27 protein-coding genes are annotated in these 25,883 nt (G+C 54.1%); 10 read left to right on the forward strand and 17 right to left on the reverse strand.

What is annotated here, in order from left to right; all coding sequences use genetic code 11:
• Window positions 1-2 precede the first annotated feature (2 nt).
• Window positions 3-896, reverse strand: coding sequence for an N-acetylmuramic acid 6-phosphate etherase (gene murQ, locus E3U32_RS03160; RefSeq protein WP_134347609.1), 894 nt, complete (start codon window positions 894-896; stop codon window positions 3-5).
• Between the two features lie 117 nt (window positions 897-1,013).
• Between murQ and E3U32_RS03165 the strand changes: the two genes are divergently transcribed.
• Both E3U32_RS03165 and E3U32_RS03170 read left to right on the forward strand, forming a co-directional pair.
• On the forward strand, window positions 1,014-1,862 hold the full coding sequence (locus tag E3U32_RS03165; RefSeq protein ID WP_134347610.1) for a MurR/RpiR family transcriptional regulator: 849 nt from the start codon (window positions 1,014-1,016) through the stop codon (window positions 1,860-1,862).
• A gap of 46 nt (window positions 1,863-1,908) precedes the next feature.
• Window positions 1,909-2,169, forward strand: coding sequence for a YfhL family 4Fe-4S dicluster ferredoxin (locus E3U32_RS03170; RefSeq protein ID WP_008502177.1), 261 nt, complete (start codon window positions 1,909-1,911; stop codon window positions 2,167-2,169).
• On the opposite strand, the gene acpS is transcribed toward E3U32_RS03170, so the two are convergent.
• The 12 genes from acpS to rseD all read right to left on the reverse strand — a co-directional run bounded on the left by acpS (window position 2,166) and on the right by rseD (window position 11,621).
• Complete coding sequence (gene acpS / locus E3U32_RS03175; RefSeq protein ID WP_042715848.1) at window positions 2,166-2,546, reverse strand: holo-ACP synthase; 381 nt, start codon at window positions 2,544-2,546, stop codon at window positions 2,166-2,168. The genes E3U32_RS03170 and acpS overlap by 4 nt on opposite strands.
• Window positions 2,546-3,277, reverse strand: a complete 732-nt coding sequence (gene pdxJ / locus E3U32_RS03180; RefSeq protein WP_134347611.1) for a pyridoxine 5'-phosphate synthase — start codon at window positions 3,275-3,277, stop codon at window positions 2,546-2,548. The genes acpS and pdxJ overlap by 1 nt, the downstream gene beginning before the upstream one ends.
• A 75-nt stretch (window positions 3,278-3,352) precedes the next feature.
• Window positions 3,353-4,060, reverse strand: a complete 708-nt coding sequence (gene recO, locus E3U32_RS03185; RefSeq protein WP_134347612.1) for a DNA repair protein RecO — start codon at window positions 4,058-4,060, stop codon at window positions 3,353-3,355.
• Between the two features lie 17 nt (window positions 4,061-4,077).
• The gene (era, locus tag E3U32_RS03190; protein WP_006176722.1) at window positions 4,078-4,983 is read right to left on the reverse strand and encodes a GTPase Era; all 906 of its coding nucleotides are present in this window, start codon (window positions 4,981-4,983) and stop codon (window positions 4,078-4,080) included.
• Window positions 4,980-5,660 (reverse strand): ribonuclease III, encoded by a 681-nt coding sequence (rnc, locus tag E3U32_RS03195; protein WP_003860711.1) that lies wholly within the window; start codon window positions 5,658-5,660, stop codon window positions 4,980-4,982. Before rnc ends, era begins: the two co-directional genes overlap by 4 nt.
• 222 nt (window positions 5,661-5,882) lie before the next feature.
• Window positions 5,883-6,857, reverse strand: a complete 975-nt coding sequence (gene lepB, locus E3U32_RS03200; protein WP_134347613.1) for a signal peptidase I — start codon at window positions 6,855-6,857, stop codon at window positions 5,883-5,885.
• Between the two features lie 15 nt (window positions 6,858-6,872).
• Entirely contained in the window at window positions 6,873-8,672 is a 1,800-nt protein-coding gene (gene lepA / locus E3U32_RS03205) for a translation elongation factor 4 (protein ID WP_134347614.1), read from the reverse strand.
• 185 nt (window positions 8,673-8,857) lie between these two features.
• Window positions 8,858-9,334 (reverse strand): SoxR-reducing system protein RseC, encoded by a 477-nt coding sequence (rseC, locus tag E3U32_RS03210; protein WP_134347615.1) that lies wholly within the window; start codon window positions 9,332-9,334, stop codon window positions 8,858-8,860.
• On the reverse strand, window positions 9,331-10,284 hold the full coding sequence (rseB, locus tag E3U32_RS03215; RefSeq protein WP_134347616.1) for a sigma-E factor regulatory protein RseB: 954 nt from the start codon (window positions 10,282-10,284) through the stop codon (window positions 9,331-9,333). The genes rseC and rseB overlap by 4 nt, the downstream gene beginning before the upstream one ends.
• Entirely contained in the window at window positions 10,284-10,934 is a 651-nt protein-coding gene (gene rseA / locus E3U32_RS03220) for an anti-sigma-E factor RseA (protein WP_014832926.1), read from the reverse strand. The genes rseB and rseA overlap by 1 nt, the downstream gene beginning before the upstream one ends.
• Window positions 10,935-10,965: 31 nt before the next feature.
• On the reverse strand, window positions 10,966-11,541 hold the full coding sequence (rpoE, locus tag E3U32_RS03225; protein WP_006176728.1) for an RNA polymerase sigma factor RpoE: 576 nt from the start codon (window positions 11,539-11,541) through the stop codon (window positions 10,966-10,968).
• The gene (gene rseD / locus E3U32_RS23880; RefSeq protein WP_353620348.1) at window positions 11,538-11,621 is read right to left on the reverse strand and encodes a rpoE leader peptide RseD; all 84 of its coding nucleotides are present in this window, start codon (window positions 11,619-11,621) and stop codon (window positions 11,538-11,540) included. The genes rpoE and rseD overlap by 4 nt, the downstream gene beginning before the upstream one ends.
• Before the next feature lie 343 nt (window positions 11,622-11,964).
• Here rseD and nadB point away from each other — a divergent pair, with 343 nt between their 5' ends.
• The gene (gene nadB, locus E3U32_RS03235) at window positions 11,965-13,584 is read left to right on the forward strand and encodes an L-aspartate oxidase (RefSeq protein ID WP_134347617.1); all 1,620 of its coding nucleotides are present in this window, start codon (window positions 11,965-11,967) and stop codon (window positions 13,582-13,584) included.
• Here nadB and trmN read toward each other — a convergent pair.
• Window positions 13,569-14,306: a tRNA(1)(Val) (adenine(37)-N(6))-methyltransferase TrmN gene (gene trmN, locus E3U32_RS03240; protein WP_134347618.1), complete on the reverse strand. Its 738-nt coding sequence runs from the start codon at window positions 14,304-14,306 to the stop codon at window positions 13,569-13,571. The two genes, nadB and trmN, sit on opposite strands and share 16 nt — an antisense overlap.
• Before the next feature lie 132 nt (window positions 14,307-14,438).
• On the opposite strand from trmN, the gene srmB reads away from it, so the two are divergent.
• Window positions 14,439-15,767, forward strand: a complete 1,329-nt coding sequence (srmB, locus tag E3U32_RS03245) for an ATP-dependent RNA helicase SrmB (RefSeq protein WP_134347619.1) — start codon at window positions 14,439-14,441, stop codon at window positions 15,765-15,767.
• A 50-nt stretch (window positions 15,768-15,817) separates the two neighbouring features.
• Here srmB and grcA read toward each other — a convergent pair whose 3' ends face one another.
• Complete coding sequence (gene grcA / locus E3U32_RS03250; RefSeq protein ID WP_008502190.1) at window positions 15,818-16,201, reverse strand: autonomous glycyl radical cofactor GrcA; 384 nt, start codon at window positions 16,199-16,201, stop codon at window positions 15,818-15,820.
• Window positions 16,202-16,515: 314 nt separating this feature from the next.
• Here grcA and ung point away from each other — a divergent pair, with 314 nt between their 5' ends.
• Window positions 16,516-17,205, forward strand: coding sequence for a uracil-DNA glycosylase (ung, locus tag E3U32_RS03255; protein ID WP_134347620.1), 690 nt, complete (start codon window positions 16,516-16,518; stop codon window positions 17,203-17,205).
• A 48-nt stretch (window positions 17,206-17,253) separates the two neighbouring features.
• Here the strand turns inward: ung and E3U32_RS03260 are convergent, their stop codons facing one another.
• On the reverse strand, window positions 17,254-18,384 hold the full coding sequence (locus tag E3U32_RS03260) for a tRNA/rRNA methyltransferase (protein WP_134347621.1): 1,131 nt from the start codon (window positions 18,382-18,384) through the stop codon (window positions 17,254-17,256).
• Between the two features lie 204 nt (window positions 18,385-18,588).
• On the opposite strand from E3U32_RS03260, the gene trxC reads away from it, so the two are divergent.
• From trxC to E3U32_RS03285, 5 genes are all read left to right on the forward strand, one after another.
• Window positions 18,589-19,008 carry a thioredoxin TrxC gene (gene trxC / locus E3U32_RS03265; RefSeq protein WP_047346793.1) on the forward strand — a complete coding sequence of 140 codons (420 nt, stop codon included), beginning with the start codon at window positions 18,589-18,591 and terminating at the stop codon, window positions 19,006-19,008.
• A gap of 70 nt (window positions 19,009-19,078) precedes the next feature.
• Window positions 19,079-19,777 (forward strand): tRNA-uridine aminocarboxypropyltransferase, encoded by a 699-nt coding sequence (locus tag E3U32_RS03270; protein ID WP_134347622.1) that lies wholly within the window; start codon window positions 19,079-19,081, stop codon window positions 19,775-19,777.
• Window positions 19,778-19,812: 35 nt separating this feature from the next.
• Entirely contained in the window at window positions 19,813-22,476 is a 2,664-nt protein-coding gene (locus E3U32_RS03275) for a bifunctional acetate--CoA ligase family protein/GNAT family N-acetyltransferase (RefSeq protein WP_134347623.1), read from the forward strand.
• Between the two features lie 110 nt (window positions 22,477-22,586).
• Complete coding sequence (pssA, locus tag E3U32_RS03280; protein ID WP_023333068.1) at window positions 22,587-23,942, forward strand: CDP-diacylglycerol--serine O-phosphatidyltransferase; 1,356 nt, start codon at window positions 22,587-22,589, stop codon at window positions 23,940-23,942.
• Between the two features lie 45 nt (window positions 23,943-23,987).
• Window positions 23,988-24,311, forward strand: a complete 324-nt coding sequence (locus E3U32_RS03285) for a YfiM family lipoprotein (RefSeq protein WP_134347624.1) — start codon at window positions 23,988-23,990, stop codon at window positions 24,309-24,311.
• Here E3U32_RS03285 and E3U32_RS03290 read toward each other — a convergent pair.
• On the reverse strand, window positions 24,308-25,603 hold the full coding sequence (locus tag E3U32_RS03290) for an MFS transporter (protein WP_134347625.1): 1,296 nt from the start codon (window positions 25,601-25,603) through the stop codon (window positions 24,308-24,310). The genes E3U32_RS03285 and E3U32_RS03290 overlap by 4 nt on opposite strands.
• Window positions 25,604-25,883: the final 280 nt, after the last annotated feature.

Raw genomic sequence — 25,883 nt, forward strand, 5'->3', positions numbered from 1 at the left:
TGTTAGTTTTCTAGTGCCGCCCGTAAGAAACCATTATGCGCATCAAGTTTGGCTCTCGCGGCCGCCGCATCCAGCCCGCTTAAGATCATCAGAATGGCTGGTTTAACATCGTGATCGGTCTGTTTGAGTACCGCTTCTGCCTCTTCACGGCCTGCGCCTGTCGCTTCCATCACCATGCGGCAGGCTCTGTCCACCAGCTTGACGTTGGTGGCCTGCATATCCACCATCAGGTTCTGGTAGACCTTGCCGAATTTCACCATCGCGCCGGTGGAGATCATATTGAGCACCAGCTTTTGCGCGGTCCCGGATTTGAGGCGCGTGGAGCCGGTAAGCGCTTCCGGCCCGACAACCGGAGAGATGGCAATAGCGGCCACCTGCGCAATCGGCGAGCCCGGGTTGCAGGAGATAGCCACCGTCGTGCAGCCGGTCTGGTTGGCGTATTCCAGGCCGCCAATGACGTACGGCGTGCGCCCGGATGCCGCCAGCCCAACCACCAGATCCTTCGCCGTCAGGTTCAGATCCTTCAGGTCATCCTCACCCAGCTGTTTGTTATCTTCCGCTCCTTCAACGGCTTTCAGCAGCGCACCGGGTCCACCGGCAATCAACCCAACGACCAGACCGTGCGGAACCCCAAAGGTCGGCGGACATTCTGAAGCATCCAGGACCCCAAGACGCCCGCTGGTTCCGGCCCCCATGTAGATAATACGACCGCCGGCCTTGAGGGCTTCCGCCGCCGCATCGACCGCCTTCGCCACCTCGGGTAATGTTTCTTTCACTGCCTGCGCGACCAGCGTATCCTGCTGATTAAAGCGGTTAACCAGCTCCAGGGTGGAGAGCGCATCCAGATCCATGGTTTGCGGGTTACGCGTTTCAGAAACAAGTGAGCCAAGATTCATTTTTGTACCTCAAGAATTTTTAATTCATAATAATCACACTATAATGGAATATAAAATTCATTCAGGCGAGCAAAATCCGTATTTGCGCATATAATCACATTTTCGCCAGGAGACCATATGAACTGTTTAATTCGCATTCGCCAGCGTTATGCAGGCTTTGCCCAAAGCGACAAGAAGCTGGCGGATTTTCTGCTTTCTCAACCCGACCACGCTCGCCATCTCAGCTCGCAGCAGCTGGCGAGTGAAGCCGGTGTGAGCCAGTCCAGCGTAGTGAAATTTGCCCAGAAGATTGGCTTTAAGGGTTTCCCCGCCCTCAAGCTGGCAATTAGCGAAGCGCTGGTGAGTAACCCCAATCCGCAGTCAATGCCGGTGCATAATCAGATCCGTGGCGATGACCCGATGCGGCTGGTCGGGGAAAAACTGATCAAAGAGAACGTGGCGGCCATGCATGCAACGCTCGATGTGAATACAGAAGAGAAGCTACTGGAAAGCGTGGCGATGCTGCGTGGCGCGCGGCGTATCATTCTGACCGGTATCGGCGCGTCCGGACTTGTGGCGCGTAACTTTGGCTGGAAGCTGACAAAAATTGGGCTTAACGCCATCGTCGAGCAGGATATGCACGCCCTGCTGGCGACCGTGCAGGCGATGGATCCTGAAGATTTGCTGCTGGCTATCTCCTATTCCGGCGAGCGCCGTGAAATCAACATGGCGACCGATGAAGCCCTGCGCGTAGGCGGTAAAATTCTGGCGATTACCGGTTTTACGCCGAATGCGCTGCAGCAGCGGGCAACGCGCTGTTTATATACCATTGCCGAGGAGCAGGCCACGCGCAGTGCGGCTATTTCATCCACCAGTGCGCAAATGATGCTGACGGACCTGCTGTTCATGGCGCTGGTGCAGCAGGATCTGGAGCGCGCGCCCGAGCGCATTCGCCACAGCGAAGAACTGGTAAAGAAACTGGTTTGACGCGTATAATGCCCGCCCAGTTTGTGTTGTTTCTGAGAATTTCCTGATGGCGCTGTTAATTACCAAAAAATGCATTAATTGCGATATGTGCGAACCCGAATGCCCGAACCAGGCAATTTCGATGGGCGACAGCATTTATGAGATTAACAGCGACCGCTGCACCGAATGCATCGGCCACTATGAAACGCCGACCTGTCAGAAAGTGTGCCCGATCCCGAATACCATCCTGAAGGATCCGGCACACGTCGAGAGCGAAGAGCAGTTGTGGGATAAGTTTGTCCTGATGCACCATGCGGACAAACTTTAACTTTCGATAATCACCGTCGCGCAGGCGTAGTGGCGTTCATCGGCGAGCGTCACGTGCATGTGATTCACTCCCAGCTTCTCTGCCAGCTTTTGCGCCTCGCCCCATAAACGCAGGCTCGGCTTACCCAGCTCATCGTTAAACACTTCAAACTGGTTAAACGCCAGGCCGTTACGAATGCCGGTCCCGAAGGCTTTGGCAGCGGCCTCTTTTACCGCAAAGCGCTTCGCCAGGAAACGCACCGGCTGCTGATGCGCTTCCCAGATTGCCCATTCGTTATCGCTCAGCACGCGCCTTGCGAGGCGATCGCCGCTACGGGCGATCACCGCTTCAATGCGGGCTATTTCAACGATATCGGTGCCTAAGCCCAGAATGGCCATTACTGACGCGCTTCCTGCATCAGGCGTTTCATTTCTGAAACCGCCTCTTTCAGGCCGCTCATCACTGCACGGCCAATAATGGCGTGGCCGATATTCAGCTCATGCATTTCCGGCAGGGCAGCGATGGCTTTAACGTTGTGGTAGGTCAGGCCGTGTCCGGCGTTGACCTTCAGCCCCAGGCTTGAGGCATAAGTGGCCGCTTTAGCGATACGTTCCAGTTCTTTGGACTGTTCGGCATCGTTTTTGGCATCGGCATAGCAGCCGGTGTGAATTTCGATATACGGCGCGCCCACGTCGGCTGCCGCTTTAATCTGGGTGAAATCGGCGTCGATAAACAGGGAAACCAGGATACCGGCATCCGCAAGACGTTTGCAGGCATCGCGCATTTTGTCGATCTGCCCGGCAACATCCAGACCGCCTTCGGTCGTCACTTCCTGACGCTTTTCCGGTACCAGGCAGCAGAAATGCGGTTGGGTCTCGCAGGCAATGGCCAGCATCTCTTCAGTGACCGCCATCTCCAGATTCATACGGGTGTCCAGCGTCTGACGCAGAATGCGCACGTCGCGGTCGGTGATATGGCGGCGGTCTTCACGCAGGTGAACGGTAATGCCGTCGGCGCCAGCCTGCTCGGCGATAAACGCCGCCTGAACCGGATCGGGATAAGCCGTACCGCGCGCATTACGCAGCGTGGCGATGTGATCAATGTTGACGCCTAACAGTAATTCAGCCATGACAATCCTCGGTATTTTGGTTCATTTCCCTTCCCCCTTTCCCTCCGGGAGAGGGCTGGGGTGAGGGGTAAAACATTAACGTTTCGGTATAAACTGCCTGAATAATTCGCGACTCTTTAAGGGCTTGCCGCCAAGATACGGCTTGAGGGCAATCCGGGTAAAGCGTTTTGCCGCACGCAGGGTGTCCTGATCGGGAAACTCGCGTTCATACAGCGCCCGGAGCTGGCGCCCGGTGAACGTGCTGTTATCCATCACGATGCTGGCGATAAAACCTTTTTCTTCCCGATACCGGTAGGTCATCCCGTCTTCGACCTCGTCTCCACTCCCCGCACAGTGCAGAAAATCAACGCCGTAGCCCAGGTGGCCCAGCAGCGCCAGCTCAAAACGACGCAGGGCGGGTTCGGGCGTGCCGGTTGCGCCAGCCAGCGCCTGGATACAGTGCAGATAATCGAAGAAAAGTTCAGAGAAGCGAGTCTCATGTTCAAGAACCCGTGAGATGAGTTCATTGACATACAAGCCGCTGTAGAGCGTGATACCGGAAAGGGGGAGCGCCAGGGAGACGGCTTCGGCACTGCGCAGGGTTTTGACTTCCCCTCGCCCACCAAAGCGAACCAGCAGCGGCGTGAAAGGCTGTAAGGCACCTTTCAGATTAGAACGTTTGGAACGTGCGCCTTTCGCAACAAGGCGCACGCGACCCGACTCTTCCGTGAAGACGTCCAGCATAAGGCTGGTTTCGCTCCAGGGACGACTATGCAGGACAAAGGCGCGCTGCCATCCATCCATATGCTCGTCGTCTTAGTTTACTGGTCTTCGCCGTAACCGAGGCTGCGCAGAGCACGCTCATCATCGGCCCAGCCAGATTTCACTTTCACCCACAGTTCCAGGTGAACGGGTGCTTCGAACATCTCCATCATGTCTTTACGGGCTTCAATGCCGATGGTTTTGATCTTGGCACCTTTGTTGCCGATCACCATCTTCTTCTGCCCTTCGCGCTCAACGAGGATCAGGCCGTTGATGTCGTAGCCGCCACGCTCGTTGGTCTGGAAACGCTCGATCTCCACCGTCACAGAGTACGGCAGTTCTGCGCCCAGGAAACGCATCAGCTTTTCACGAATGATCTCAGAGGCCATAAAGCGCTGAGAACGATCGGTGATGTAGTCTTCCGGGAAGTGATGAATCGCTTCCGGGAGATGTTTACGCACGATGCCCGCGATGGTATCAACGTTCAGGCCGGTTTCAGCAGACAGCGGAACGATATCGAGGAAGTTCATCTGGCTGCCCAGCCACTGCAGATGCGGCAGCAGGTCGGCTTTTTCCTGCACGTTGTCAACTTTGTTGACCGCGAGGATGACCGGCGTTTTGCCGTCACGCAGCTTGTTCAGCACCATCTCGTCGTCCGGCGTCCAGCGGGTGCCTTCAACAACGAAAATCACCAGCTCTACGTCGCCAATTGAGCTGCTCGCCGCCTTGTTCATCAGGCGGTTAATGGCACGCTTCTCTTCCATGTGCAGGCCCGGGGTATCGACATAGATCGCCTGATACGCGCCTTCAGTATGGATGCCGACAATGCGGTGGCGCGTGGTCTGCGCCTTACGAGAGGTGATGGAAATCTTCTGCCCAAGCAGATTATTCAACAGGGTGGATTTGCCGACGTTCGGACGTCCGACGATGGCAATAAATCCGCAATAGGTTTTTTCTTCGCTCATTCCAGCTCCAGCATTTTTAACGCCTGTTCGGCGGCAGCCTGTTCAGCCTTACGACGGCTTGAACCTGTGCCCACCACCGGTTCACTCAGGCCACTGACCTGGCAATGTATGGTAAATTCCTGATCGTGCGCTTCGCCACGTACCTGCACCACCAGATACGATGGCAGCGGCAGATGACGACCCTGCAAATATTCCTGCAGACGCGTTTTCGGATCTTTTTGTTTGTCGCCTGGGCTGATTTCGTCCAGACGGGTCTGATACCAGTTCAGGATCAGCTTTTCTACGGTCTGGATATCGCTGTCCAGGAACACACCACCAATTAATGCTTCGACCGTATCGGCAAGAATAGATTCACGACGGAAGCCGCCGCTTTTCAGTTCACCCGGCCCAAGACGCAGACATTCACCCAGCTCAAATTCGCGCGCGATTTCCGCAAGGGTATTACCCCGAACCAGCGTGGCACGCATGCGGCTCATATCACCTTCATCCACGCGCGGGAAACGATGATAAAGCGCATTCGCAATCACGAAACTTAAAATAGAGTCGCCCAGAAACTCGAGACGCTCATTATGTTTGCTGCTGGCACTGCGGTGGGTTAATGCCTGTTGCAACAACTCCTGATGATGAAAAGTGTAGCCCAGCTTCCGTTGAAGCCGATTAATTACGATGGGGTTCATGCGATACCAATAAATGAATGCGTCAAAAATGCAGCACACGAAACCGACCTGAGAAAGCCAACGCGGTTTCGTGTGCCGTGGCACCCTTGCAGGGCCAACCTTAAACTTCGGGGGAATATTCTATACACAACGACAGGGGATGTCGTTAGTTCGAAGTGATTTATAGTGGAAATAATTCGCGTAGCCGCTAATTAAAGCGGCTACACGTTCATTTATTGAGAATTAATGGATTCCGCCAATACGATTCAGGCGTACACCGGTCGGCCATTCGCCTTCCTGCTTCTCAAAACTCATCCAGATTGCGGTCGCTTTACCGACCAGATTCGCTTCCGGCACAAAGCCCCAGTAACGGCTGTCCGCAGAATTATCGCGGTTATCACCCATCATGAAGTAATGTCCTGGCGGCACAATCCAGCTCGCCAGCTGCTGACCCGGTTGCTGATAGTACATACCCAGTTGATCCTGCGCGATGGGCACGGTGAGGATCCGGTGAGTCACATCACCCAGCGTCTCTTTGCGTTCGACCAGACGAATACCGTTCTCTTTGGTTTCGCCTTTCGGGACCTGGAAGAAACCGCTGGTTGCTTCGCCACCGTTACGACGCGCAAAGGTCTGCACAAAATCACTTGGCTCAACGTTTGAGTAGGTGATTGGCAGCGCATTTTCACATGCGGTCCCGGAGCTGCAGCCCGGCTGAACGGTGACTTCCTTCGCAACCGGATCGTAAGTCACTTTATCACCCGGCAGACCTACCGCGCGCTTGATGTAGTCCAGGCGCGGATCTTCCGGATATTTAAACACCACGATGTCGCCGCGTTTTGGATGACCGGTTTCGATCAGCGTTTTCTGGTAGATAGGATCTTTAATGCCGTAGGCAAACTTCTCTACCAGAATAAAATCACCAATCAGCAGCGTTGGCATCATTGAACCTGATGGGATCTGGAACGGCTCGTAAATAAACGAACGTACCACCAGCACAATGGCCAGCACCGGAAATACCGAGGCACCCGTTTCCAGCCAGCCCGGTTTCGGGCCGACTTTCTTCAGGGTTTTCGCGTCAATCCCATCGCCTGTGGCTGCCTGCGCGGCAGCCTGACGTTCACGGCGTTTAGGGGCGAAAATAAACTTATCCAGACACCACAGCAGACCTGTCACCAGGGTAGCAATGACCAGGATCAGGGCAAACATGTTCGCCATGCCAACTCCTTAGGGTTATTTTCCGTCTTTACCAACGTGAAGAATGGCAAGGAATGCTTCCTGCGGCAGCTCGACGTTACCGACCTGCTTCATACGCTTCTTACCTTCTTTCTGCTTCTGCAGCAGCTTTTTCTTACGGCTGACGTCACCGCCATAGCACTTCGCCAGAACGTTTTTACGCAGCTGTTTCACGGTAGAACGCGCGATAATGTGGTTGCCGATGGCCGCCTGAATCGCGATATCGAACTGCTGACGCGGGATCAGCTCTTTCATCTTCTCAACCAGCTCGCGGCCACGGTATGGCGCATTGTCGTTGTGGGTGATCAGCGCCAGCGCATCCACACGCTCGCCGTTGATCAGCACGTCCACACGCACCATGTTGGAGGCCTGGAAGCGTTTGAAGTTGTAATCCAGTGACGCATAACCACGGGAGGTCGACTTCAGACGGTCGAAGAAGTCGAGTACCACTTCCGCCATCGGGATTTCATAGGTCAGCGCCACCTGGTTACCGTGGTAAACCATGTTGGTCTGCACGCCACGCTTCTCAATACACAGCGTAATAACGTTACCCAGGAACTCCTGCGGCAGCAGCATGTGACACTCTGCAATCGGCTCACGCAGCTCCTGAATGTTGTTCAGCGGCGGAAGCTTGGACGGGCTGTCGACGTAGATCACTTCTTTCGAGGTGGTTTCAACTTCATACACTACCGTCGGTGCGGTGGTGATCAGATCCAGATCGTATTCACGCTCCAGACGCTCCTGAATGATCTCCATGTGCAGCAGACCGAGGAAGCCGCAGCGGAAGCCGAAGCCCAGCGCCGTTGAACTTTCTGGCTCGTAGAACAGGGAAGCATCGTTCAGGCTCAGTTTACCGAGCGCATCACGGAAGTTTTCGTAGTCGTCAGAGCTGACCGGGAACAGGCCCGCGTAAACCTGCGGTTTCACCTTTTTAAAGCCTGGCAGCGCTTTATCTGCCGGGTTACGCGCACCGGTCAGGGTATCGCCCACCGGCGCACCGAGGATGTCTTTAATTGCGCAGACCAGCCAGCCTACCTCGCCGCATGTCAGCTCGGTACGGTCAACCTGTTTAGGCGTGAAGATGCCCAGACGATCGGCGTTATAGACCTGTCCGGTACTCATTACTTTGATTTTGTCGCCTTTACGCATGGTGCCGTTTTTAATACGCACCAGGGAGACAACGCCCAGGTAGTTATCGAACCAGGAGTCGATAATCAGCGCCTGCAGCGGGGCATCCGGATCGCCTTCCGGAGCAGGAATATCACGTACCAGGCGTTCCAGCACGTCGGTTACGCCTACACCGGTTTTAGCGGAGCAGCGCACGGCGTCGGTCGCGTCAATGCCGACAATATCTTCAATCTCTTCCGCTACGCGCTCAGGATCGGCAGCTGGCAGGTCGATCTTGTTCAGGACCGGCACAACCTCGAGATCCATTTCCATCGCGGTGTAGCAGTTTGCCAAAGTCTGGGCTTCTACGCCCTGCCCGGCATCCACCACCAGCAGCGCGCCTTCACAGGCCGCCAGTGAGCGTGAAACCTCATAGGAGAAGTCAACGTGGCCTGGGGTGTCGATAAAGTTCAACTGATAGGTTTCGCCATCAGCCGCTTTGTAATCAAGCGTGACGCTCTGCGCTTTAATGGTGATACCGCGTTCGCGTTCCAGGTCCATGGAGTCCAGAACCTGGGCTTCCATTTCACGATCAGACAGGCCACCGCAAATCTGGATAATACGGTCAGACAGCGTCGACTTACCGTGGTCAATGTGAGCAATGATCGAAAAGTTACGTATGTTCTTCATATAGTTAAATAATTATGCCTTACGAATTCCTGGAGGCCGCTGTTCTTAGCCTGACGTTTTTCAGTGCGAAAACGCAGCATTCTACACTACATCCTCACAACCTGGAAATGCACTTAGAGACAGGTATAGCGTGAAGAAAGGGTGTTTTCTGTTTTAGGGCGTAAAAAATGATAAAGCCCGATGAATCACCGGGCCTCAGAAGAGAGCGTCTCGACACGAAGCTGGTCTGGCGCCAGCCCAACGCTGAGAATGACAGGCTGCCACTCCTTGCGCGCGGCGAGCGTCGGGGAAAGACCTTTGGCAAGCCAGAACCCGCCCACGCCACCCAATGCGGCACCGCACATGGCGGCCACATCGGTACCAAACAGCATCTGGAATATGCCGCCAATAATAAACAGCCCGACCAGCGGAGAGAGATAAACCAGCATCGCGGAACTGAGCAGGCTACCTTCAGCAATGCCCAGCTCGACCTTCTGCCCCACCATCAGCGGCTGTTCACTGGGCACTGAAATCGTGTGCGATGTTTGCGGCCCGAGCTTATTCAGCACGCGACTGCCGCAGCCCGCTCTGGAGGCACAACTATTACATGAAGCTTTTACGTCGCAGCTTACGAGCGCAATGCCATTCTGCCACGATACAACCGTAGCCCACTCTTTGATCATTGTGCGGCCCTGAATTTAATGCTGTCGGAAATGCGCTTCGCCGTTTGCGGAGGGAGTTCACCCACAATGGTGATCTCTGCGTTATCGCGTACCGTGGTGCTGACCGTACGGCGTCCGGTACGCAGCATTTGTTCGGTGCTGTTTGCCGTTGCGCGATTGATATTCACCGAGAAACTGAATAACCCGTCGGAATAGAGGCGCGATTCAACCGGCGTTTCAATCGTTGGCAGTTGACGACGGCTGCTGGATATTTCGCTAAACCCTTGTGGGATCCAGGATGGTACCCAGTTGAAATTAACGGAATCCCCTGCAGGAACAGAAAGCAGCGGCGGCAGGCTGGCTTTAGCCAGATTCTGCATGCTGTTGCCAACCTGGTTGTTCACACTGAAGGAGATAACGCGGAACTGCTCCAGCGTTTCACCGTCACGGTCGAGCAGGTCTACACGCATGGGGAGTTTGGTTTCCGCGTCAATCCAGACAATATAGCTGTAGCGCGTTCCGTCCCGGGCAACCACGCGGATCACTTCGCACAGCCTGTCCGCGATGCGCGTACGCCCTACCGAAATAAAATCATAGTAAGGAGCAAGCCGTTTGAAGTCGGTGTAAATAAGTGACGGCAGAGAATCAACGATATAGTCGCCATTCAGCGTGAAAGGCTCCAGGCCGGGCTCGAAATAGCTGATTTCATTACCACGCTGGACAACTTCCCGACGCGGGCCATCCATCTGTAAAAGCTGGGCGAGTGGCTGGTTATCAAGACGGGCATGACGATAGCGTAACGACTCGACGCCCTGTTTATTGATGCTGATAAATGCCAACTCGTAATTGAGTGACTGGCTGGCCAGATTCATTTGCTGCAACAACGCCCCGGATGAAACATCAGCCGAGGCGTTGGCAGAGAAGAACAGGCTACCCGCCATCAGAGACATGGCGAACCAAAGTTGCTTCATTACTGCGATTGCGTTCCTAAAGTTTGGTTTCCAGGCACCTGCACAGCAGCTTGCTGTGTTTGCGCCTGCTCAAACTGAAGCTGTTCAGAGTGCAGACGACGCTGCAACTCGTAATCCTGCAACATCGCATTAATGCGACGGCGCTGCTCCTGAACCTGCTGTTGCTGACCGCCGCTGGCGGAAGCATCAGCCGGAACACCCAGACTTACCGGGCTGGCTTTGCCCATCATCGGCAGTGTGTTAAACACTGGCGCTTCTGGCTGCTGATTAGTTTCAGACTGAGTATTATAGTGCTGGACGCCAACGATAACTGCAAGCGATACGCATGCAGCCACACCCATTTGGGTAAGCTGGCTGGCCCACGGACGCACCTTTTGCCAGAACGGCATTTTCTGCCACTGGTGAGGCGCGGGTTGAGCTTCAGGAATCAGCGGAGTGGTCTGATGAACAGGCTCATTCTCAATCGCCGCCATGACGCGGGCTGAGATATCGAAATGGAGAACCTCGCCGGTATCACCGCGAAGGGTGTCGCGGATGAGATGGTAGCTCTCCCAGGTCTCTTGCATTTCGGGAGAATGAGACAGCTCGTTGAGCAGCTCACTGTCCAGCGTTTCACCATCCATTAAAGCGGAAAGTTTTTCTTTCTGCATGCCTAATACCTTTTCCAGTATCCCGCTATCGTCAACGCCTGATAAGCGGTTGAACTTTATTATCAATAGCTTCTCGCGCACGGAAAATTCGTGAACGTACCGTGCCGACCGGACAATCCATGATAGCGGCTATCTCTTCATAGCTCAGACCATCCAGCTCCCGTAACGTAATTGCCATGCGTAAATCTTCCGGAAGCGACTCGATCGTGCGAAAAACGATTTGTCTCAGTTCTTCTGACAACATTAAGTTCTCAGGGTTCGAAATTTCTTTCAATGCGCCGCCACTTTCGAAGTTTTCGGCGTCGATTGCGTCCACATCACTTGAAGGCGGACGACGGCCCTGAGCGACCAGATAATTCTTTGCCGTATTGACCGCAATACGGTACAGCCAGGTATAAAAAGCACTATCTCCCCGGAAAGAATCCAGCGCGCGATAGGCCTTAATAAAAGACTCTTGCACCACATCAGGCACGTCGCCTGACGGTACATAGCGGGAAACCAGGCTCGCCACCTTATGCTGGTAGCGCACCACCAGTAAGTTAAAGGCCTTCTGATCTCCCTTCTGGACCCGTTCAACCAGGACCTGGTCCGTTAACTGCTCGCTCATCCGAGGTAATGTCTCCCCAAACCTAAATTCCACGCGTTATCGAAACGCCACTCTACAAATCCCGCACTTTGAGCAAGCACCGAATTAGAGTGTCTGATCTTCAATAAGTTCCGTAACGCCTTTGTTTTTGTTCATCGCGCCGCAGACTGTTCATTTTCTCTCATTATAAGTCTGTTCACGATACGCACCACTTTCTGACAAGAAACATCTTTTTCCCGCCAGAAGAGTAACGCAACCCAGGCTTTATTTCACCACAAAATCTGACGCTAACGATCTGCTTCGCAAAATAATTTCACTCATTTACTCTCCGTTGACCTCCGCTTACGCGTTTAGCCATTGCAACAGCCTTTAAAAAAAACGTGCGATAAATCGCATTCAGGTGCTATTCTGACCCAACACTGTTTAGTAAATTAAACAATAATCATGAACACAACACCTGAACTCCATTGTGATGTACTGATCATTGGCAGCGGCGCTGCCGGTCTCTCTCTGGCGCTGCGCCTGGCCGAGCATCAAAACGTTATTGTTCTGAGTAAAGGGCCGATAAGTGAAGGTTCCACGTTTTATGCTCAGGGCGGAATTGCTGCCGTGTTTGATGAGACAGACAGTATTGCATCCCACGTTGAAGATACGCTGATTGCCGGGGCCGGGATCGTGGATCCACACGCCGCAGAGTTTGTTGCCAGCAATGCCCGTCATTGCGTTCAGTGGCTTATCGACCAGGGCGTACTGTTTGATACGCAGGTTCAACCCAATGGTGAAGAGAGCTACCACCTGACTCGCGAAGGTGGCCATAGCCACCGCCGCATTCTGCACGCAGCGGATGCCACCGGAAAAGAAGTGGAAACCACGCTGGTCAGTAAAGCGCTGAGTCATCCTAATATTCGGGTTCTTGAGCGAAGTAATGCCGTTGACCTGATTATCTCCGACAAAATTGGCCTGCCCGGCACGCGTCGCGTGGTCGGCGCCTGGGTCTGGAACCGTAATAAAGAGAAGGTTGAAACCTGTCAGGCGAAGGCTGTGGTGCTGGCTACGGGCGGCGCCTCCAAGGTGTATCAGTACACTACTAACCCGGACATTGCCTCCGGAGACGGTATCGCTATGGCCTGGCGCGCCGGCTGCCGCGTGGCGAACCTCGAATTTAATCAGTTTCACCCAACAGCCTTGTTCCACCCTCAGGCGCGTAACTTCCTGCTGACGGAAGCCCTGCGCGGTGAAGGCGCTTATCTGAAGCGCCCTGACGGCACCCGCTTTATGCCGGACTTTGACGCCCGGGGCGAACTGGCCCCACGTGATATCGTTGCCCGCGCCATCGACCATGAAATGAAACGTCTTGGCGTGGACAGCATGTATCTCGATATCAGCCATAAGCCAGCAGAGTTCATTCGCCAGCATTTCCCGATGATTTACGAAAAACTGCTCAATCTTGGCATTGATTTAACCCGCGATCCGGTACCCATTGTGCCAGCCGCCCACTATACCTGCGGTGGCGTAATGGTTGACGATCATGGGCGTACCGATGTCGATGGTCTGTATGCTATTGGTGAAGTCAGCTATACCGGGCTTCACGGCGCGAACCGTATGGCCTCTAATTCGCTGCTTGAATGTCTTGTCTACGGCTGGTCTGCCGCGGAAGACATCACGAAACGCATGCCTTACGCCCGTGAGACAGAGCGCCTGCCGGCCTGGGATGAAAGCCGGGTGGATAACCCGGACGAATTGGTCGTGATCCAGCACAACTGGCATGAGCTACGGCTATTTATGTGGGATTACGTAGGAATTGTGCGCACCACGAAACGTCTTGAACGCGCTTTGCGCCGCATCACCATGCTGCAGCAGGAAATTGATGAGTATTACGCTAACTTCCGGGTATCCAATAATCTGCTGGAGCTGCGCAACCTGGTACAGGTTGCCGAGCTGATTGTTCGCTGCGCGATGATGCGTAAAGAGAGTCGCGGGTTGCACTACACCCTCGACTACCCGGATCAGCTTGTTGAGTCCGGCCCGTCGATACTCGCCCCGCAGGTTTACATAAACAGATAAAACGCCTGGGTCAGGGCAGTGTAATCTTCGGAATAACGCTGGTCTGGCCCACGGATAACCATTCGGTCATTAAAGCATTCACCCTCTTTTGGCGAGAGCGCCAGCAGCACACGGTGCGGCAGTCGTCCTTCCGTATCCGAAATATCGGTACGCAGACGTAATGTCCAGCCGATTTCCTGCGCAATACCGATGAACGTGTTGCCCGTACTCTCCGGCAGGACCACACAGAAAAAACCCTCTTCGGAGATAAGTTCTGCCGCACTGGTGAGCAAGGCTTTATGATCGAGGGAGCTGGTATAACGCGCCTGCTCGCGCTCAGGCGAACCGCACTCAACGCCGGGCTCGTAGTAGGGAGGATTGCTGACGATCAGATCGTAACGCGCGGTTTGTTCAGGCGCCCAGGCCAGTATATCTGCGCATTCCACTCTCATTCGGGCTGCCCATGGGGATTCGGCCGCATTTTCACTCGCCTGCTCTGCTGCCTGCGCATCCAGTTCAACGGCATCAATGGTGACATGCTCTTCCGTACGCTGCGCCAGCATCAATGCCACCAGCCCGCTGCCGGTACCGATATCAAGAATACGCTTAACGCCTGCGACAGGCGCCCACGCTCCCAGTAAAATACCGTCTGTACCGACTTTCATGGCACAGCGATCGTGAGCGACAAAAAATTGTTTAAACGTAAAACCATCGCGGCGCAACTGCGCTTTGAGTTGAGACATGTCAGGGCAACCTTCTAAGTGAAACTGGAGTAGCATAGGGGAAAGCGAAGTGGCCGAAAAGCGATATCCATACAAACAGATGAAGATTACAGCCGTAACGTCTATAATCAGCGCCCCACACAGAGGTAGAACATGACTGTAACGACTTTTTCCGAACTTGAACTCGATGAAAGCCTGCTCAATGCACTTGAGAGCAAAGGCTTTACACGCCCGACCGCCATTCAGGCAGCGGCCATTCCGCCTGCGCTTGAGGGCCGCGATGTGCTCGGTTCTGCGCCAACCGGCACGGGGAAGACAGCAGCCTATTTGCTGCCTGTGTTGCAGCATTTGCTCGACTTCCCACGCAAAAAATCTGGCCCACCGCGTATTTTAATCCTGACGCCTACGCGCGAACTGGCAATGCAGGTTGCCGATCACGCGCGTGAACTCGCGGCGAATACTCATCTTGATATCGCCACCATCACCGGCGGCGTTGCGTATATGAACCACGCCGAAGTGTTCAGCGAAAACCAGGACATTGTCGTTGCGACGACGGGCCGTCTGCTGCAGTACATTAAAGAAGAGAACTTCGACTGCCGCGCGGTTGAAACGCTGATTCTTGACGAAGCCGACCGCATGCTGGACATGGGATTCGCACAGGATATCGAGCACATTGCAGGAGAAACGCGCTGGCGTAACCAGACGATGCTGTTCTCTGCCACCCTCGAAGGGGAAGCGATTAAAGATTTCGCAGAGCGTCTGCTGGAAGATCCGGTAGAAGTGTCTGCTACACCGTCCACGCGCGAGCGTAAGAAAATCCACCAGTGGTACTACCGTGCGGACAATCTTGAGCACAAAGTTGAATTGCTCAAGCACCTGCTGAAGCAGGAAGATGCTCTGCGTACGATCGTGTTTGTGCGTAAGCGCGAGCGCGTGCACGAGCTGGCTGAGATGCTGCGTAACGCGGGAATAAATAACTGCTATCTTGAAGGCGAGATGGCGCAGGTCAAGCGTACCGAAGGCATTAAGCGCCTGACCGATGGCCGCGTTAACGTGCTGGTTGCGACAGACGTTGCCGCACGCGGGATCGACATCCCGGACGTCAGCCACGTCATTAACTTCGATATGCCGCGCAGCGGAGATACCTATCTGCACCGTATTGGCCGTACCGGCCGCGCGGGCCGCAAAGGTATTGCTATTTCACTGGTCGAAGCGCATGACTACCTGCTGCTGCAGAAAATTGGCCGCTATGTTGATGAGCCGCTGAAAGCGCGCGTTATTGACGAGCTCCGCCCGACCACACGTGCGCCGAGTGAAAAAATGACGGGTAAACCGTCCAAGAAAGCGCTCGCGAAACGTGCTGAGAGAAAAGAGAAAGAAAAAGAGAAACCGCGCGTTAAGCAGCGCCACCGCGATACCAAAAATATTGGTAAGCGCCGTAAGCCAAGCTCTGCCGCACCAGAGACGAAAACTGAAGAGTAAAAAAAAGCCGGGAAAATCCCGGCTTTTTTATTCCCCCCTGTCTGAAGCCGTTACAGGCTTTCAGTAAAGGTACGCGCAATAACGTCGCGCTGCTGCTCTGGGGTGAGAGAGTTGAAGCGAACTGCATAGCCGGAGACGCGAATGGTCAGCTGTGGATACTTCTCTGGGTGCTCAACCGCATCCATCAGCGTTTCGCGGCGCAGTACGTTAACGTTCAGGTGTTGACCGCCTTCCACGCGCACTTCCGGTTTCACTTCCATTGGAATTTCACGGTACTCGATCTCGCCCAGTTTGCTTACCGGCACGATTTCATCTTCTGCAAAACCCGCTTTCGCTACGACACAGCGCGCTTCATTTTTCTCGCTGTCCAGCAGCCAGAAAGAATTGAGCAGATCGTCATTTGCAGCTTTAGTAATCTGGATACCTGTAATCATGTGTTGCCTCCCTTAGGCTACATTAACTGATGTCGGCCTCTCGCGGCCAATTGGTAAAACCATTGTTTCTTGTGTGTATATATATCATTCACACCACCGCGATTTATTGATTTAAATCAACAAAAACACCAACCACATAAAGAGTGTGGTCTGAATTTATTGTCCCAGATCAATTTAGCAATCTTACCAATTCAACTCTATCTGCATAATTTCAACATAAATTGAGTGACTTACGCGCATTTTCCGCCTGTAATTTTGCGCCCGGGAATTTAACGGTTAAGCTAGTCACAGATTGAGATTCGCAGGAGAGCGAGATGACGACACCTTTAACCTGGCATGATGTGCTGGCAGAAGAAAAGCAGCAGCCTTATTTTATCAATACACTCAGCACCGTTGCTGCTGAACGTCAGTCCGGACAGACGATTTACCCGCCGCAGAAAGATGTGTTCAACGCCTTTCGTTACACGGAACTGAGTGATGTGAAAGTTGTCATTCTGGGACAGGATCCCTATCACGGTCCAGGGCAAGCACATGGACTGGCATTTTCCGTACGTCCGGGTGTGGCTATCCCTCCTTCTCTGCTCAATATGTATAAAGAGCTTGAGGGAACCTTGCCCGGGTTTACCCGCCCCACTCACGGTTACCTGGAAAGCTGGGCGCGTCAGGGTGTGCTGTTATTGAACACGGTGCTTACCGTACGGGCGGGCCAGGCGCACTCGCACGCCAGCCTGGGCTGGGAGACCTTTACCGATAAAGTCATCAGCCTTATCAATGAGCATCGTGAAGGAGTCGTGTTTTTACTGTGGGGGTCGCATGCGCAGAAGAAAGGGGCGATCATCGACCGTCAGCGTCATCATGTCCTGAAAGCACCACACCCGTCACCGCTGTCTGCACATCGCGGTTTCTTTGGCAGTAATCATTTTGTTCTGGCGAATGAGTGGCTGGAAAAATGTGGCGAAACGCCAATTGACTGGATGCCTGTATTACCGGCAGAGAGCGAGTAGTTTGAGTTTGTATGCCCGGTTAACCGGGCATACAAAAAGCATAATGGCTTATGCTTTATTCTGACGCCACCACTCGGCCAGCAGTACGCCGGTCGCAACGGAAACGTTCAGACTTTCCACATTGCCTGTTCCGTCGATAGAGACGCTCAGATCCGCACTGGAGAGCGCCGCGTCAGACAGACCATCGCGCTCCTGACCCAGCACCAGAACCATTTTACGCGGCAGTGTCGCTTTAAACAGCGGCGTACCGGCGTGGCTTGAGGTGGTCACGATGGAATAGCCCGCTTTACGGAACTGCTCAAGGGCGTCCAGAACGCTGTCGCCGGTGATTGGCTGTACGTGCTCGGCTCCACCTTCCGCAGTACGGATCGCGGCGCCGGATTCCAGCAGCGCGGCATCCTGCAACAGTACGCCTTTCACGCCAAAGTGCGCGCAGCTACGCATCATTGCGCCCAGGTTGTGCGGGTTGCCCACATCTTCCAGCGCCAGCACGCAGTCATCGGCATCCGCCTGGCTGACCCACTGCTGAACGGTCGTGCCGTTACGTTTTTTGATCAGGAAGCAGACGCCGCCGTGGTGCTCGGTTCCCGACGCTTTGGTCAGTTCGGCATCATCAACCACGTGGTAGGCTTTACGGTTCGCGGCCATCCAGCGCAGCGCTTCTTTAAAGCGCGGGGTCACACTCTGGATAAACCAGGCGCGGACAATACACTCAGGACGGCTCAGGAACAGCGCCTGGCACGCGTTCTCGCCATACACGCGGGTCTCTTCCGCACGCTGACGGCGCAGGACTTCCGGATCGATAAAGCTTTTACCGCTGATACCGCCGTGATCGGCTTTTTCTGGCGTCTCTTCACCAGGCGCGCGAGAAACGGTGCGCCACGGGGAAGCGTTATCACGTGAGAAGTCATCACGCGGACGATCGTCGCGTGGACGGTCACTACGTGGGCGGTCGGAACGCGGACGGTCATCGCGTTTGCGATCGTCACGTTTGCGGTCATCACCGCGGTTATTTCTGTCATCGCGGGCGGGGCGACGGCCACCGTCTGCACGAGAAGACGCCGGACGCCCGCCACCTTTTCCGGTACGCGGATTTTGGGTGCGTTTATCAGAGTCATCATCACTGCGGACATACATCACTTTGACCTTGCCGCTTTTGTTTTTCATTTCGTCGTTCATGCTTTTCTCCACCAGCGCTGCGCGAAGCGCGCAGATTACCCGATGTGCCAGCGCATAGCCATAATTTCGTACAAAAGCCTGTGACTATTGTTCTCATTGAATAAAACGCATTGTTGTTTCAAACAGGCTCATTGATAATATGTAACATATTAGAAACATTATCGGCATACTGCCGCTGTCCCACGGCTCTATCAGAGGTTAGTTATGAATACCGTATGTGCCAACTGTCAGGCTCTTAATCGCATTCCGGACGATCGGATTGAAGATGGTGCGAAATGCGGACGTTGTGGCCATGAATTGTTTGATGGCGATGTCATTAACGCGACGGGTGCTACGCTGGACAAACTCCTCAAGGACGATCTTCCTGTCGTGATCGATTTCTGGGCGCCATGGTGCGGCCCATGCCGAAACTTCGCGCCGATCTTTGAGGATGTGGCCGAAGAGCGCAGCGGTAAGATGCGCTTCGTGAAGGTCAATACTGAGGCGGAGCGCGAGCTCAGCGCGCGTTTTCAGATCCGCAGTATTCCGACCATTATGATCTTCAAAAACGGTGAAATGGTCGACATGCTCAACGGTGCGGTTCCGAAAGCTCCGTTCGATAGCTGGTTAAACGAATCACTGTAACAATCCCAGGGGCACATCTTGTGCCCCGCTCCCGCCTCTGCGAAAATAGTGTTTTTCCTGCATTTCGCCCATGACAAATAACGCTGTCCTTAAATTACGCGCCGAACGCCTTGCGCGCGCGACTCGCCCCTTTCTTGCCCGCGGCAATCGTATTCGTCGCTGTCAGCGCTGCCTGCTACCGCTGAAGGTTTGCCTTTGCGAGACGCTGGTCCCGAGTACGGCAGAGAGCCGTTTTTGTCTGGTCATGTTCGATACCGAACCGATGAAACCCAGCAATACGGGGCGTCTTATCGCCGATATTCTGCCGGATACCGTCGCGTTTCAGTGGTCTCGTACGGAACCGCCACAGGCCTTGCTCGACCTGGTGGCAAGCCCGAACTATCAGCCCATGGTCGTTTTCCCCGCGTCTTATGCAGGCGTTGATCGCCAGGTGCTTTCGGCGCCGCCATCCGGTAAACCACCGCTGTTTATTATGCTGGACGGCACCTGGACTGAAGCGCGAAAAATGTTTCGCAAAAGCCCTTACCTCGACGCCCTGCCGGTGATGTCTGTCGATCTTTCCCGCGTCTCGGCCTACCGCCTGCGTGAAGCGCATGCTGACGGGCAATACTGCACCGCCGAAGTGGCCATTGCGCTTTTGGATCTGGCGGGAGATACCGCTGCGGCAGCCGCTTTGGGCAACCATTTCTCATGTTTCCGCGAGCGCTATCTGGCAGGAAAAACCGTTCATAAGGGCAGTGTCACAGCAACAGAGCCAGAAAGCGTTTAAAATCATCAGGTCGCTTGCATTCACAGGAGGCCTGCATGAGCCAGCGAGGGTTAGAAGCGCTACTTCGTCCTAAATCCATAGCCGTCATCGGCGCATCAATGAAACCGGATCGTGCTGGCTATCTGATGATGCGTAACCTGCTGGCCGGGGGATTTAATGGCCCCGTCATGCCCGTCACGCCGGCTTATAAGGCGGTTCAGGGGGTTCTTGCATGGCCTGATGTACAAAGCCTGCCTTTCGTGCCGGATCTAGCCGTACTCTGTACCAACGCGAAGCGTAACCCGGAACTGCTGGAGTCACTCGGCAAGAAGGGGTGTAAAACCTGCATTATTCTCTCGTCTCCGCCTGAACAGAAAGCCGAGCTTCTGGCCTGCGCCAGCCGCTATCAAATGCGCATTCTTGGGCCAAACAGTCTGGGTCTGCTCGCCCCCTGGCAGGGCCTGAATGCCAGTTTCTCCCCGGTTCCAATCCGCAAAGGCAAGCTCGCTTTTATTTCACAATCGGCCGCGGTATCAAATACCATCCTCGACTGGGCGCAGCAGCGTGAAATGGGATTCTCCTACTTCATTGCCCTGGGAGACAGCCTGGATATCGACGTTGATGAACTGCTGGATTTTCTGGCTCGTGATAGCAAAACCAGTGCGATCCTGCTCTATCTTGAACACCTCAGCGACGCCCGTCGTTTTGTATCGGCTTCGCGAAGTGCTTCGCGAAATAAGCCGATCCTGGTGATTAAAAGCGGACGTAGCCCTGCAGCACAGCGTCTGCTGCATTCGCATTCCGGTATGGATCCGGCCTGGGACGCTGCCATTCAGCGTGCGGGATTGCTGCGGGTACAGGATACGCACGAGCTTTTTTCCGCCGTTGAGACGTTAAGCCATATGCGCCCGCTGCGCGGCGAGAAGTTAATGATTGTCAGTAATGGAGCCGCCCCTGCCGCACTTGCGCTGGATGAGCTGTGGCGACGCTTCGGCAAGCTGGCAACCCTGAGTGAAGAGACGCTGCAGCGCCTGAAAGAAGCGCTTCCGACCAGCGTGACGCCCGGTAATCCACTTGATTTGCGCGATGACGCCAGCAGCGAGCGCTATATCAGTGCTATCTCCATTTTGCTGGATAGTCAGGATTTTGATGCGCTGATGATTATCCACTCCCCCAGCGCGGTCGCGCCGGGCAGTGAAAGCGCGCGAGCGCTTATTGATGCCGTGCGCAATCATCCGCGAGGTAAATATGTCACCCTGCTGACCAACTGGTGCGGTGAATTTTCCTCTCAGGAGGCGCGACGTTTGTTCAGCGAAGCCGGGCTACCAACCTACCGCACGCCGGAAGGCACCATCACCGCGTTTATGCATATGGTGGAATATCGCCGCAACCAGAAACAGCTACGTGAAACGCCGGCGCTGCCCGGTAATCTGACGGCGAACACCATAGACGTTCACCGGCTGTTGCAGCAGGCTATCGACGAGGGCGCGACGTCGCTTGATACCCATGAAGTTCAGCCCATTCTGGGTAGCTACGGCATGCAAACCCTGCCGACCTGGATCGCCAGCGACAGCGCTGAGGCCGTTCATATTGCCGAGCAAATTGGCTATCCGGTTGCCCTTAAGCTGCGTTCCCCGGATATCCCGCATAAGTCTGATGTTCAGGGGGTCATGTTATACCTGCGCACGGCGACAGAGGTGCAACAGGCTGCAGATGCCATCTTCGACCGTGTCAAAATGGCCTGGCCGCAGGCAAGGATCCACGGACTGTTGGTGCAAAGCATGGCCAACCGCGCTGGGGCTCAGGAGTTACGGGTTGTGGTCGAACACGATCCCGTATTTGGCCCCCTCATCATGCTGGGAGAAGGCGGCGTTGAATGGCGTCCTGAAGAACAAGCCGTGGTGGCGTTACCGCCGCTGAACATGAACCTGGCGCGTTATCTGATCATTCAGGCAATTAAAAGCAAAAAGATCCGAGGCCGAAGTGCGCTGCGTCCGCTCGATATTGCCGGGTTAAGTCAGTTCCTGGTGCAGGTGTCTAACCTGATTGTGGATTGTGCAGAGATCCAGCGGCTGGATATCCATCCGCTCCTCGCCTCTGGCAACGAGTTTACGGCTCTGGACGTGACGCTGGATATCGCGCCATTCGAAGGTGACAGAGAGAGCCGTCTGGCGATCCGTCCTTATCCTCTGCAACTTGAGGAATGGGTTGAGATGAAAAATGGGGAACGCGCCTTGTTCCGCCCTATTCTGCCGGAAGATGAACCCCAACTGCGGGCCTTTATCTCTCAGGTCACGAAAGAAGATCTCTACTATCGCTATTTTAGCGAAATCAACGAATTTACCCACGATGATTTAGCCAACATGACCCAGATCGACTACGATCGAGAAATGGCGTTTGTTGCTGTTCGTCGCTCCGATAAGGGTGACGAGATCCTCGGCGTCACGCGTGCTATTTCTGACCCGGATAACGTCGATGCGGAATTTGCCGTACTGGTCCGCTCCGATCTTAAAGGTCTGGGCCTGGGAAGACGGCTACTGGAAAAACTCATCAGTTATACGCGCGATCACGGATTGTTACGCCTGAATGGCATTACTATGCCTAACAATCGCGGCATGGTGACCCTGGCGCGAAAACTTGGATTTGACGTTGATATTCAGCTGGACGAAGGTATTGTTGCCTTGTCCCTCAGCCTGACATCGGCAGACAAACACGAGTAAGCTACTGGAAATGTTACCCACTTTGGACGGGACTGGTGGTATCATTGTCCGCTTATGTTGTTTGCATGGTACAGACAACCCTTCAATGAACAGAGAAGAAACGCACTGTGATGTTGTCAAAATTTAAGCGCAATAAACATCAACAACACCTTGCTCAACTACCGAAGATTTCTCAGTCAGTTGATGATGTAGAGTTCTTTTACGCTCCCGCTCATTTTCGGGAGACGCTTCTGGAAAAGATTGCCAGCGCCACGCGACGCATTTGCATTGTGGCTCTGTATCTTGAACAAGATGAAGGCGGACGCGCGATCCTGAACGCACTCTATGAAGCCAAACGCCAGCGTCCGGAACTTGATGTTCGCGTGCTGGTAGACTGGCATCGCGCTCAGCGTGGCCGGATTGGCGCTGCCGCTTCAAACACCAATGCTGACTGGTATTGCCGCACGGCGCAGGAAAATCCTGGCGTTGATGTGCCTGTTTATGGCGTCCCGGTTAATACCCGTGAAGCGCTCGGCGTCCTTCATTTCAAGGGGTTTATCATTGATGACAGCGTGCTTTACAGCGGCGCTAGTCTGAATGATGTTTACCTTCATCAGCTCGATAAATATCGCTACGACCGTTACCATCTGATCCGTAATCCACAGATGGCCGATATCATGTTTAACTGGGTTGATAAAAATCTGGTACATGGCCGTGGCGTTAATCGCCTTGACGATCCCGAGCGTCCGAAAAGCCCGGAGATCAAAAACGATGTTCGCGCCTTCCGCCAGGAGCTGCGCGATGCGGTCTATCATTTCCAGGGAGATGCGAACAACGAAGAGTTATCCGTTACCCCGCTGGTAGGCCTCGGCAAATCAAGCCTGCTGAACAAAACAATCTTCCATCTGATGCCGTGCGCGGAGCAGAAACTCACCATCTGTACGCCGTACTTCAACCTTCCTGCTGTGCTGGTGCGTAATATCATTCAGCTGCTGCGCGACGGTAAAAAAGTGGAAATCATCGTTGGTGATAAAACGGCAAACGACTTTTTCATTCCTGAAGATCAGCCGTTTAAAATCATCGGTGCGCTGCCTTACCTCTATGAGATTAACCTGCGTCGTTTCCTGAGCCGTTTACAGTATTACGTAAACACTGACCAGCTGGTTGTGCGTCTCTGGAAAGATGAAGACAACACTTACCATCTGAAAGGAATGTGGGTCGACGATGAGTGGATGCTGCTGACCGGTAACAACCTGAACCCACGCGCGTGGCGACTGGATCTGGAAAACGCTATCCTGATCCATGACCCGCAGCATGAGTTAGCCGCAAAACGTGAACGTGAGCTGGAGCTAATTCGCACACATACCACTGTGGTGAATCATTACCGCGAACTGCAGAGTATTGCCGATTATCCGGTGAAAGTCCGCAAGCTTATTCGCCGCTTACGTCGTATCCGTATCGACCGACTTATCAGCCGTATTCTGTAATATCCAGGCCCTGCCAACCGCAGGGCTTTTTTATGGAGCCCGTTGATGCGCATTCCTTTATTACTGAGCGTCCTCTTTCTGAGTGGCTGTAGTCATATGGCCAACGATAGCTGGTCCGGACAGGATAAGGCACAACATTTCCTCGCTTCCGCGATGTTGTCCGCAGCCGGTAATGAATATGCGCAGCATCAGGGGTATAGCCGGGACCGTAGCGCGGCGATAGGGTTGATGTTCTCAGTCGGTCTTGGGGCATCAAAAGAACTGTGGGATAGCCGCCCCGCAGGGAGCGGCTGGAGCTGGAAAGATTTTGCCTGGGATGTTGCCGGCGCAACGACCGGCTATGCCGTGTGGCAGATGGCGCATTACTAAAGACGAATACCTTTACCCTTGCGGTGCAGCATCAGAGAGACAATGAAAGCAAGGGCTCCCATTACCGTCACGTACCAGAAGAATGTCGTTTCACTTCCCCATGATTTAAGAGACAACGCAACGTACTCCGCCGATCCGCCAAACAACGCGTTGGCTACCGCATAAGAGAGCCCGACTCCTAAAGCACGTACCTGCGCCGGGAACATTTCGGCCTTCAGTATCCCACTGATAGAGGTATAGAAACTGACAATCACCATCGCCAGCATAACCAGCGCAAATGCAGCATACGGCGAGGAGACATGCTGAAGCGCAGTCAAAATAGGCACGGTACAGAGCGCAGACAATCCGCCAAAAATAAGCATCGAGGTGCGTCGGCCAATTTTGTCCGAGAGCGCACCGACGATCGGCTGTATGAGCATAAAGACAAATAGCGCCACAGTCATGACAACGCTGGCGACGTTAGCGTGCATTCCGGTGGTGTTCACCAGGTACTTTTGCATATAGGTAGTGAAGGTATAGAAACTGAGAGAGCCTCCCGCAGTGAAGCCCAGCACCATAACGAAAGCTTTGCGGTTACGCCATAATCCTTTGAATGTTCCCGCTTCCTTCAACGTCCTGACCTCTTTCTGCGAGGTTTCATCCAACTGACGGCGTAACCAAAGCGCGACGATCGCCAGCACTGCACCCATTGCGAAAGGAATTCGCCATCCCCAGGCGTGAAGTTGTTCGTCCGTCAGGATCTGCTGCAGGATCACCACCACAAGAATGGCCAGCAGTTGACCACCAATCAGCGTGACATACTGGAACGAGGCATAAAAGCCTTTACGTCCTTCCAGGGCAATCTCACTCATGTAAGTTGCACTGGTACCGTATTCGCCACCCACCGATAACCCCTGGAATAAGCGGGCCAGTAAAAGTAACGCGGGTGCCCAGGTACCAATGGATTCATACCCCGGTAAGCAGGCAATCACCAGAGAGCCAAAGCACATCATACAAACCGAGATCAGCATAGAGGCTTTACGCCCGCGACGATCCGCAATGCGGCCGAACAGCCAGCCCCCGATCGGTCGCATTAAGAATCCTGCAGCAAATACCCCTGCCGTTTGCAGTAGCTGTGTCGTGGTGTTGCCTGAGGGAAAGAAGATATGTGCGAAGTAGAGAGAACAGAATGAGTAGACGTAGAAGTCGAACCATTCAACCAGATTCCCTGAAGAGGCGCTGACGATTGCCCATACCCTTCTTCGGGTATCACTGTTAGCCAGCGTCCCGTTTGATGTAATGCTTTCTGTCATTGTGATTATGCTCCTGCCATAAACTGCGGCGTATTGAGCCAGTAGACTCAATTACCTAGTAAATGAAATGTTATAATTTTGTTATAAATAACATTGAGACAGCGATCACATATTCCATTAGCAGGATAAGGGATTAAGAGAAAGGCCAGATTGGGAAGACACAAAGCAAAAAACCCCGCACCTTCCGGTACGGGGTTCTTCTAATTGATGCCTGGCAGTTCCCTACTCTCACATGGGGAGACCCCACACTACCATCGGCGCTACGGCGTTTCACTTCTGA

It is taken from the genome of Lelliottia nimipressuralis, from assembly GCF_004402045.1.
In the GTDB taxonomy this organism is placed as follows: Bacteria; Pseudomonadota; Gammaproteobacteria; order Enterobacterales; family Enterobacteriaceae; genus Enterobacter; species Enterobacter chinensis.

Bases quoted from the DNA above. Each gene is read 5' to 3' on its own strand.
- murQ (WP_134347609.1), bottom strand. From the start codon at position 896: ATGAATCTTGGCTCACTTGTTTCTGAAACGCGTAACCCGCAAACCATG.
- E3U32_RS03165 (WP_134347610.1), top strand. From the start codon at position 1,014: ATGAACTGTTTAATTCGCATTCGCCAGCGTTATGCAGGCTTTGCCCAA.
- E3U32_RS03170 (WP_008502177.1), top strand. From the start codon at position 1,909: ATGGCGCTGTTAATTACCAAAAAATGCATTAATTGCGATATGTGCGAA.
- acpS (WP_042715848.1), bottom strand. From the start codon at position 2,546: ATGGCCATTCTGGGCTTAGGCACCGATATCGTTGAAATAGCCCGCATT.
- pdxJ (WP_134347611.1), bottom strand. From the start codon at position 3,277: ATGGCTGAATTACTGTTAGGCGTCAACATTGATCACATCGCCACGCTG.
- recO (WP_134347612.1), bottom strand. From the start codon at position 4,060: ATGGATGGATGGCAGCGCGCCTTTGTCCTGCATAGTCGTCCCTGGAGC.
- era (WP_006176722.1), bottom strand. From the start codon at position 4,983: ATGAGCGAAGAAAAAACCTATTGCGGATTTATTGCCATCGTCGGACGT.
- rnc (WP_003860711.1), bottom strand. From the start codon at position 5,660: ATGAACCCCATCGTAATTAATCGGCTTCAACGGAAGCTGGGCTACACT.
- lepB (WP_134347613.1), bottom strand. From the start codon at position 6,857: ATGGCGAACATGTTTGCCCTGATCCTGGTCATTGCTACCCTGGTGACA.
- lepA (WP_134347614.1), bottom strand. From the start codon at position 8,672: ATGAAGAACATACGTAACTTTTCGATCATTGCTCACATTGACCACGGT.
- rseC (WP_134347615.1), bottom strand. From the start codon at position 9,334: ATGATCAAAGAGTGGGCTACGGTTGTATCGTGGCAGAATGGCATTGCG.
- rseB (WP_134347616.1), bottom strand. From the start codon at position 10,284: ATGAAGCAACTTTGGTTCGCCATGTCTCTGATGGCGGGTAGCCTGTTC.
- rseA (WP_014832926.1), bottom strand. From the start codon at position 10,934: ATGCAGAAAGAAAAACTTTCCGCTTTAATGGATGGTGAAACGCTGGAC.
- rpoE (WP_006176728.1), bottom strand. From the start codon at position 11,541: ATGAGCGAGCAGTTAACGGACCAGGTCCTGGTTGAACGGGTCCAGAAG.
- nadB (WP_134347617.1), top strand. From the start codon at position 11,965: ATGAACACAACACCTGAACTCCATTGTGATGTACTGATCATTGGCAGC.
- trmN (WP_134347618.1), bottom strand. From the start codon at position 14,306: ATGTCTCAACTCAAAGCGCAGTTGCGCCGCGATGGTTTTACGTTTAAA.
- srmB (WP_134347619.1), top strand. From the start codon at position 14,439: ATGACTGTAACGACTTTTTCCGAACTTGAACTCGATGAAAGCCTGCTC.
- grcA (WP_008502190.1), bottom strand. From the start codon at position 16,201: ATGATTACAGGTATCCAGATTACTAAAGCTGCAAATGACGATCTGCTC.
- ung (WP_134347620.1), top strand. From the start codon at position 16,516: ATGACGACACCTTTAACCTGGCATGATGTGCTGGCAGAAGAAAAGCAG.
- E3U32_RS03260 (WP_134347621.1), bottom strand. From the start codon at position 18,384: ATGAACGACGAAATGAAAAACAAAAGCGGCAAGGTCAAAGTGATGTAT.
- trxC (WP_047346793.1), top strand. From the start codon at position 18,589: ATGAATACCGTATGTGCCAACTGTCAGGCTCTTAATCGCATTCCGGAC.
- E3U32_RS03270 (WP_134347622.1), top strand. From the start codon at position 19,079: ATGACAAATAACGCTGTCCTTAAATTACGCGCCGAACGCCTTGCGCGC.
- E3U32_RS03275 (WP_134347623.1), top strand. From the start codon at position 19,813: ATGAGCCAGCGAGGGTTAGAAGCGCTACTTCGTCCTAAATCCATAGCC.
- pssA (WP_023333068.1), top strand. From the start codon at position 22,587: ATGTTGTCAAAATTTAAGCGCAATAAACATCAACAACACCTTGCTCAA.
- E3U32_RS03285 (WP_134347624.1), top strand. From the start codon at position 23,988: ATGCGCATTCCTTTATTACTGAGCGTCCTCTTTCTGAGTGGCTGTAGT.
- E3U32_RS03290 (WP_134347625.1), bottom strand. From the start codon at position 25,603: ATGACAGAAAGCATTACATCAAACGGGACGCTGGCTAACAGTGATACC.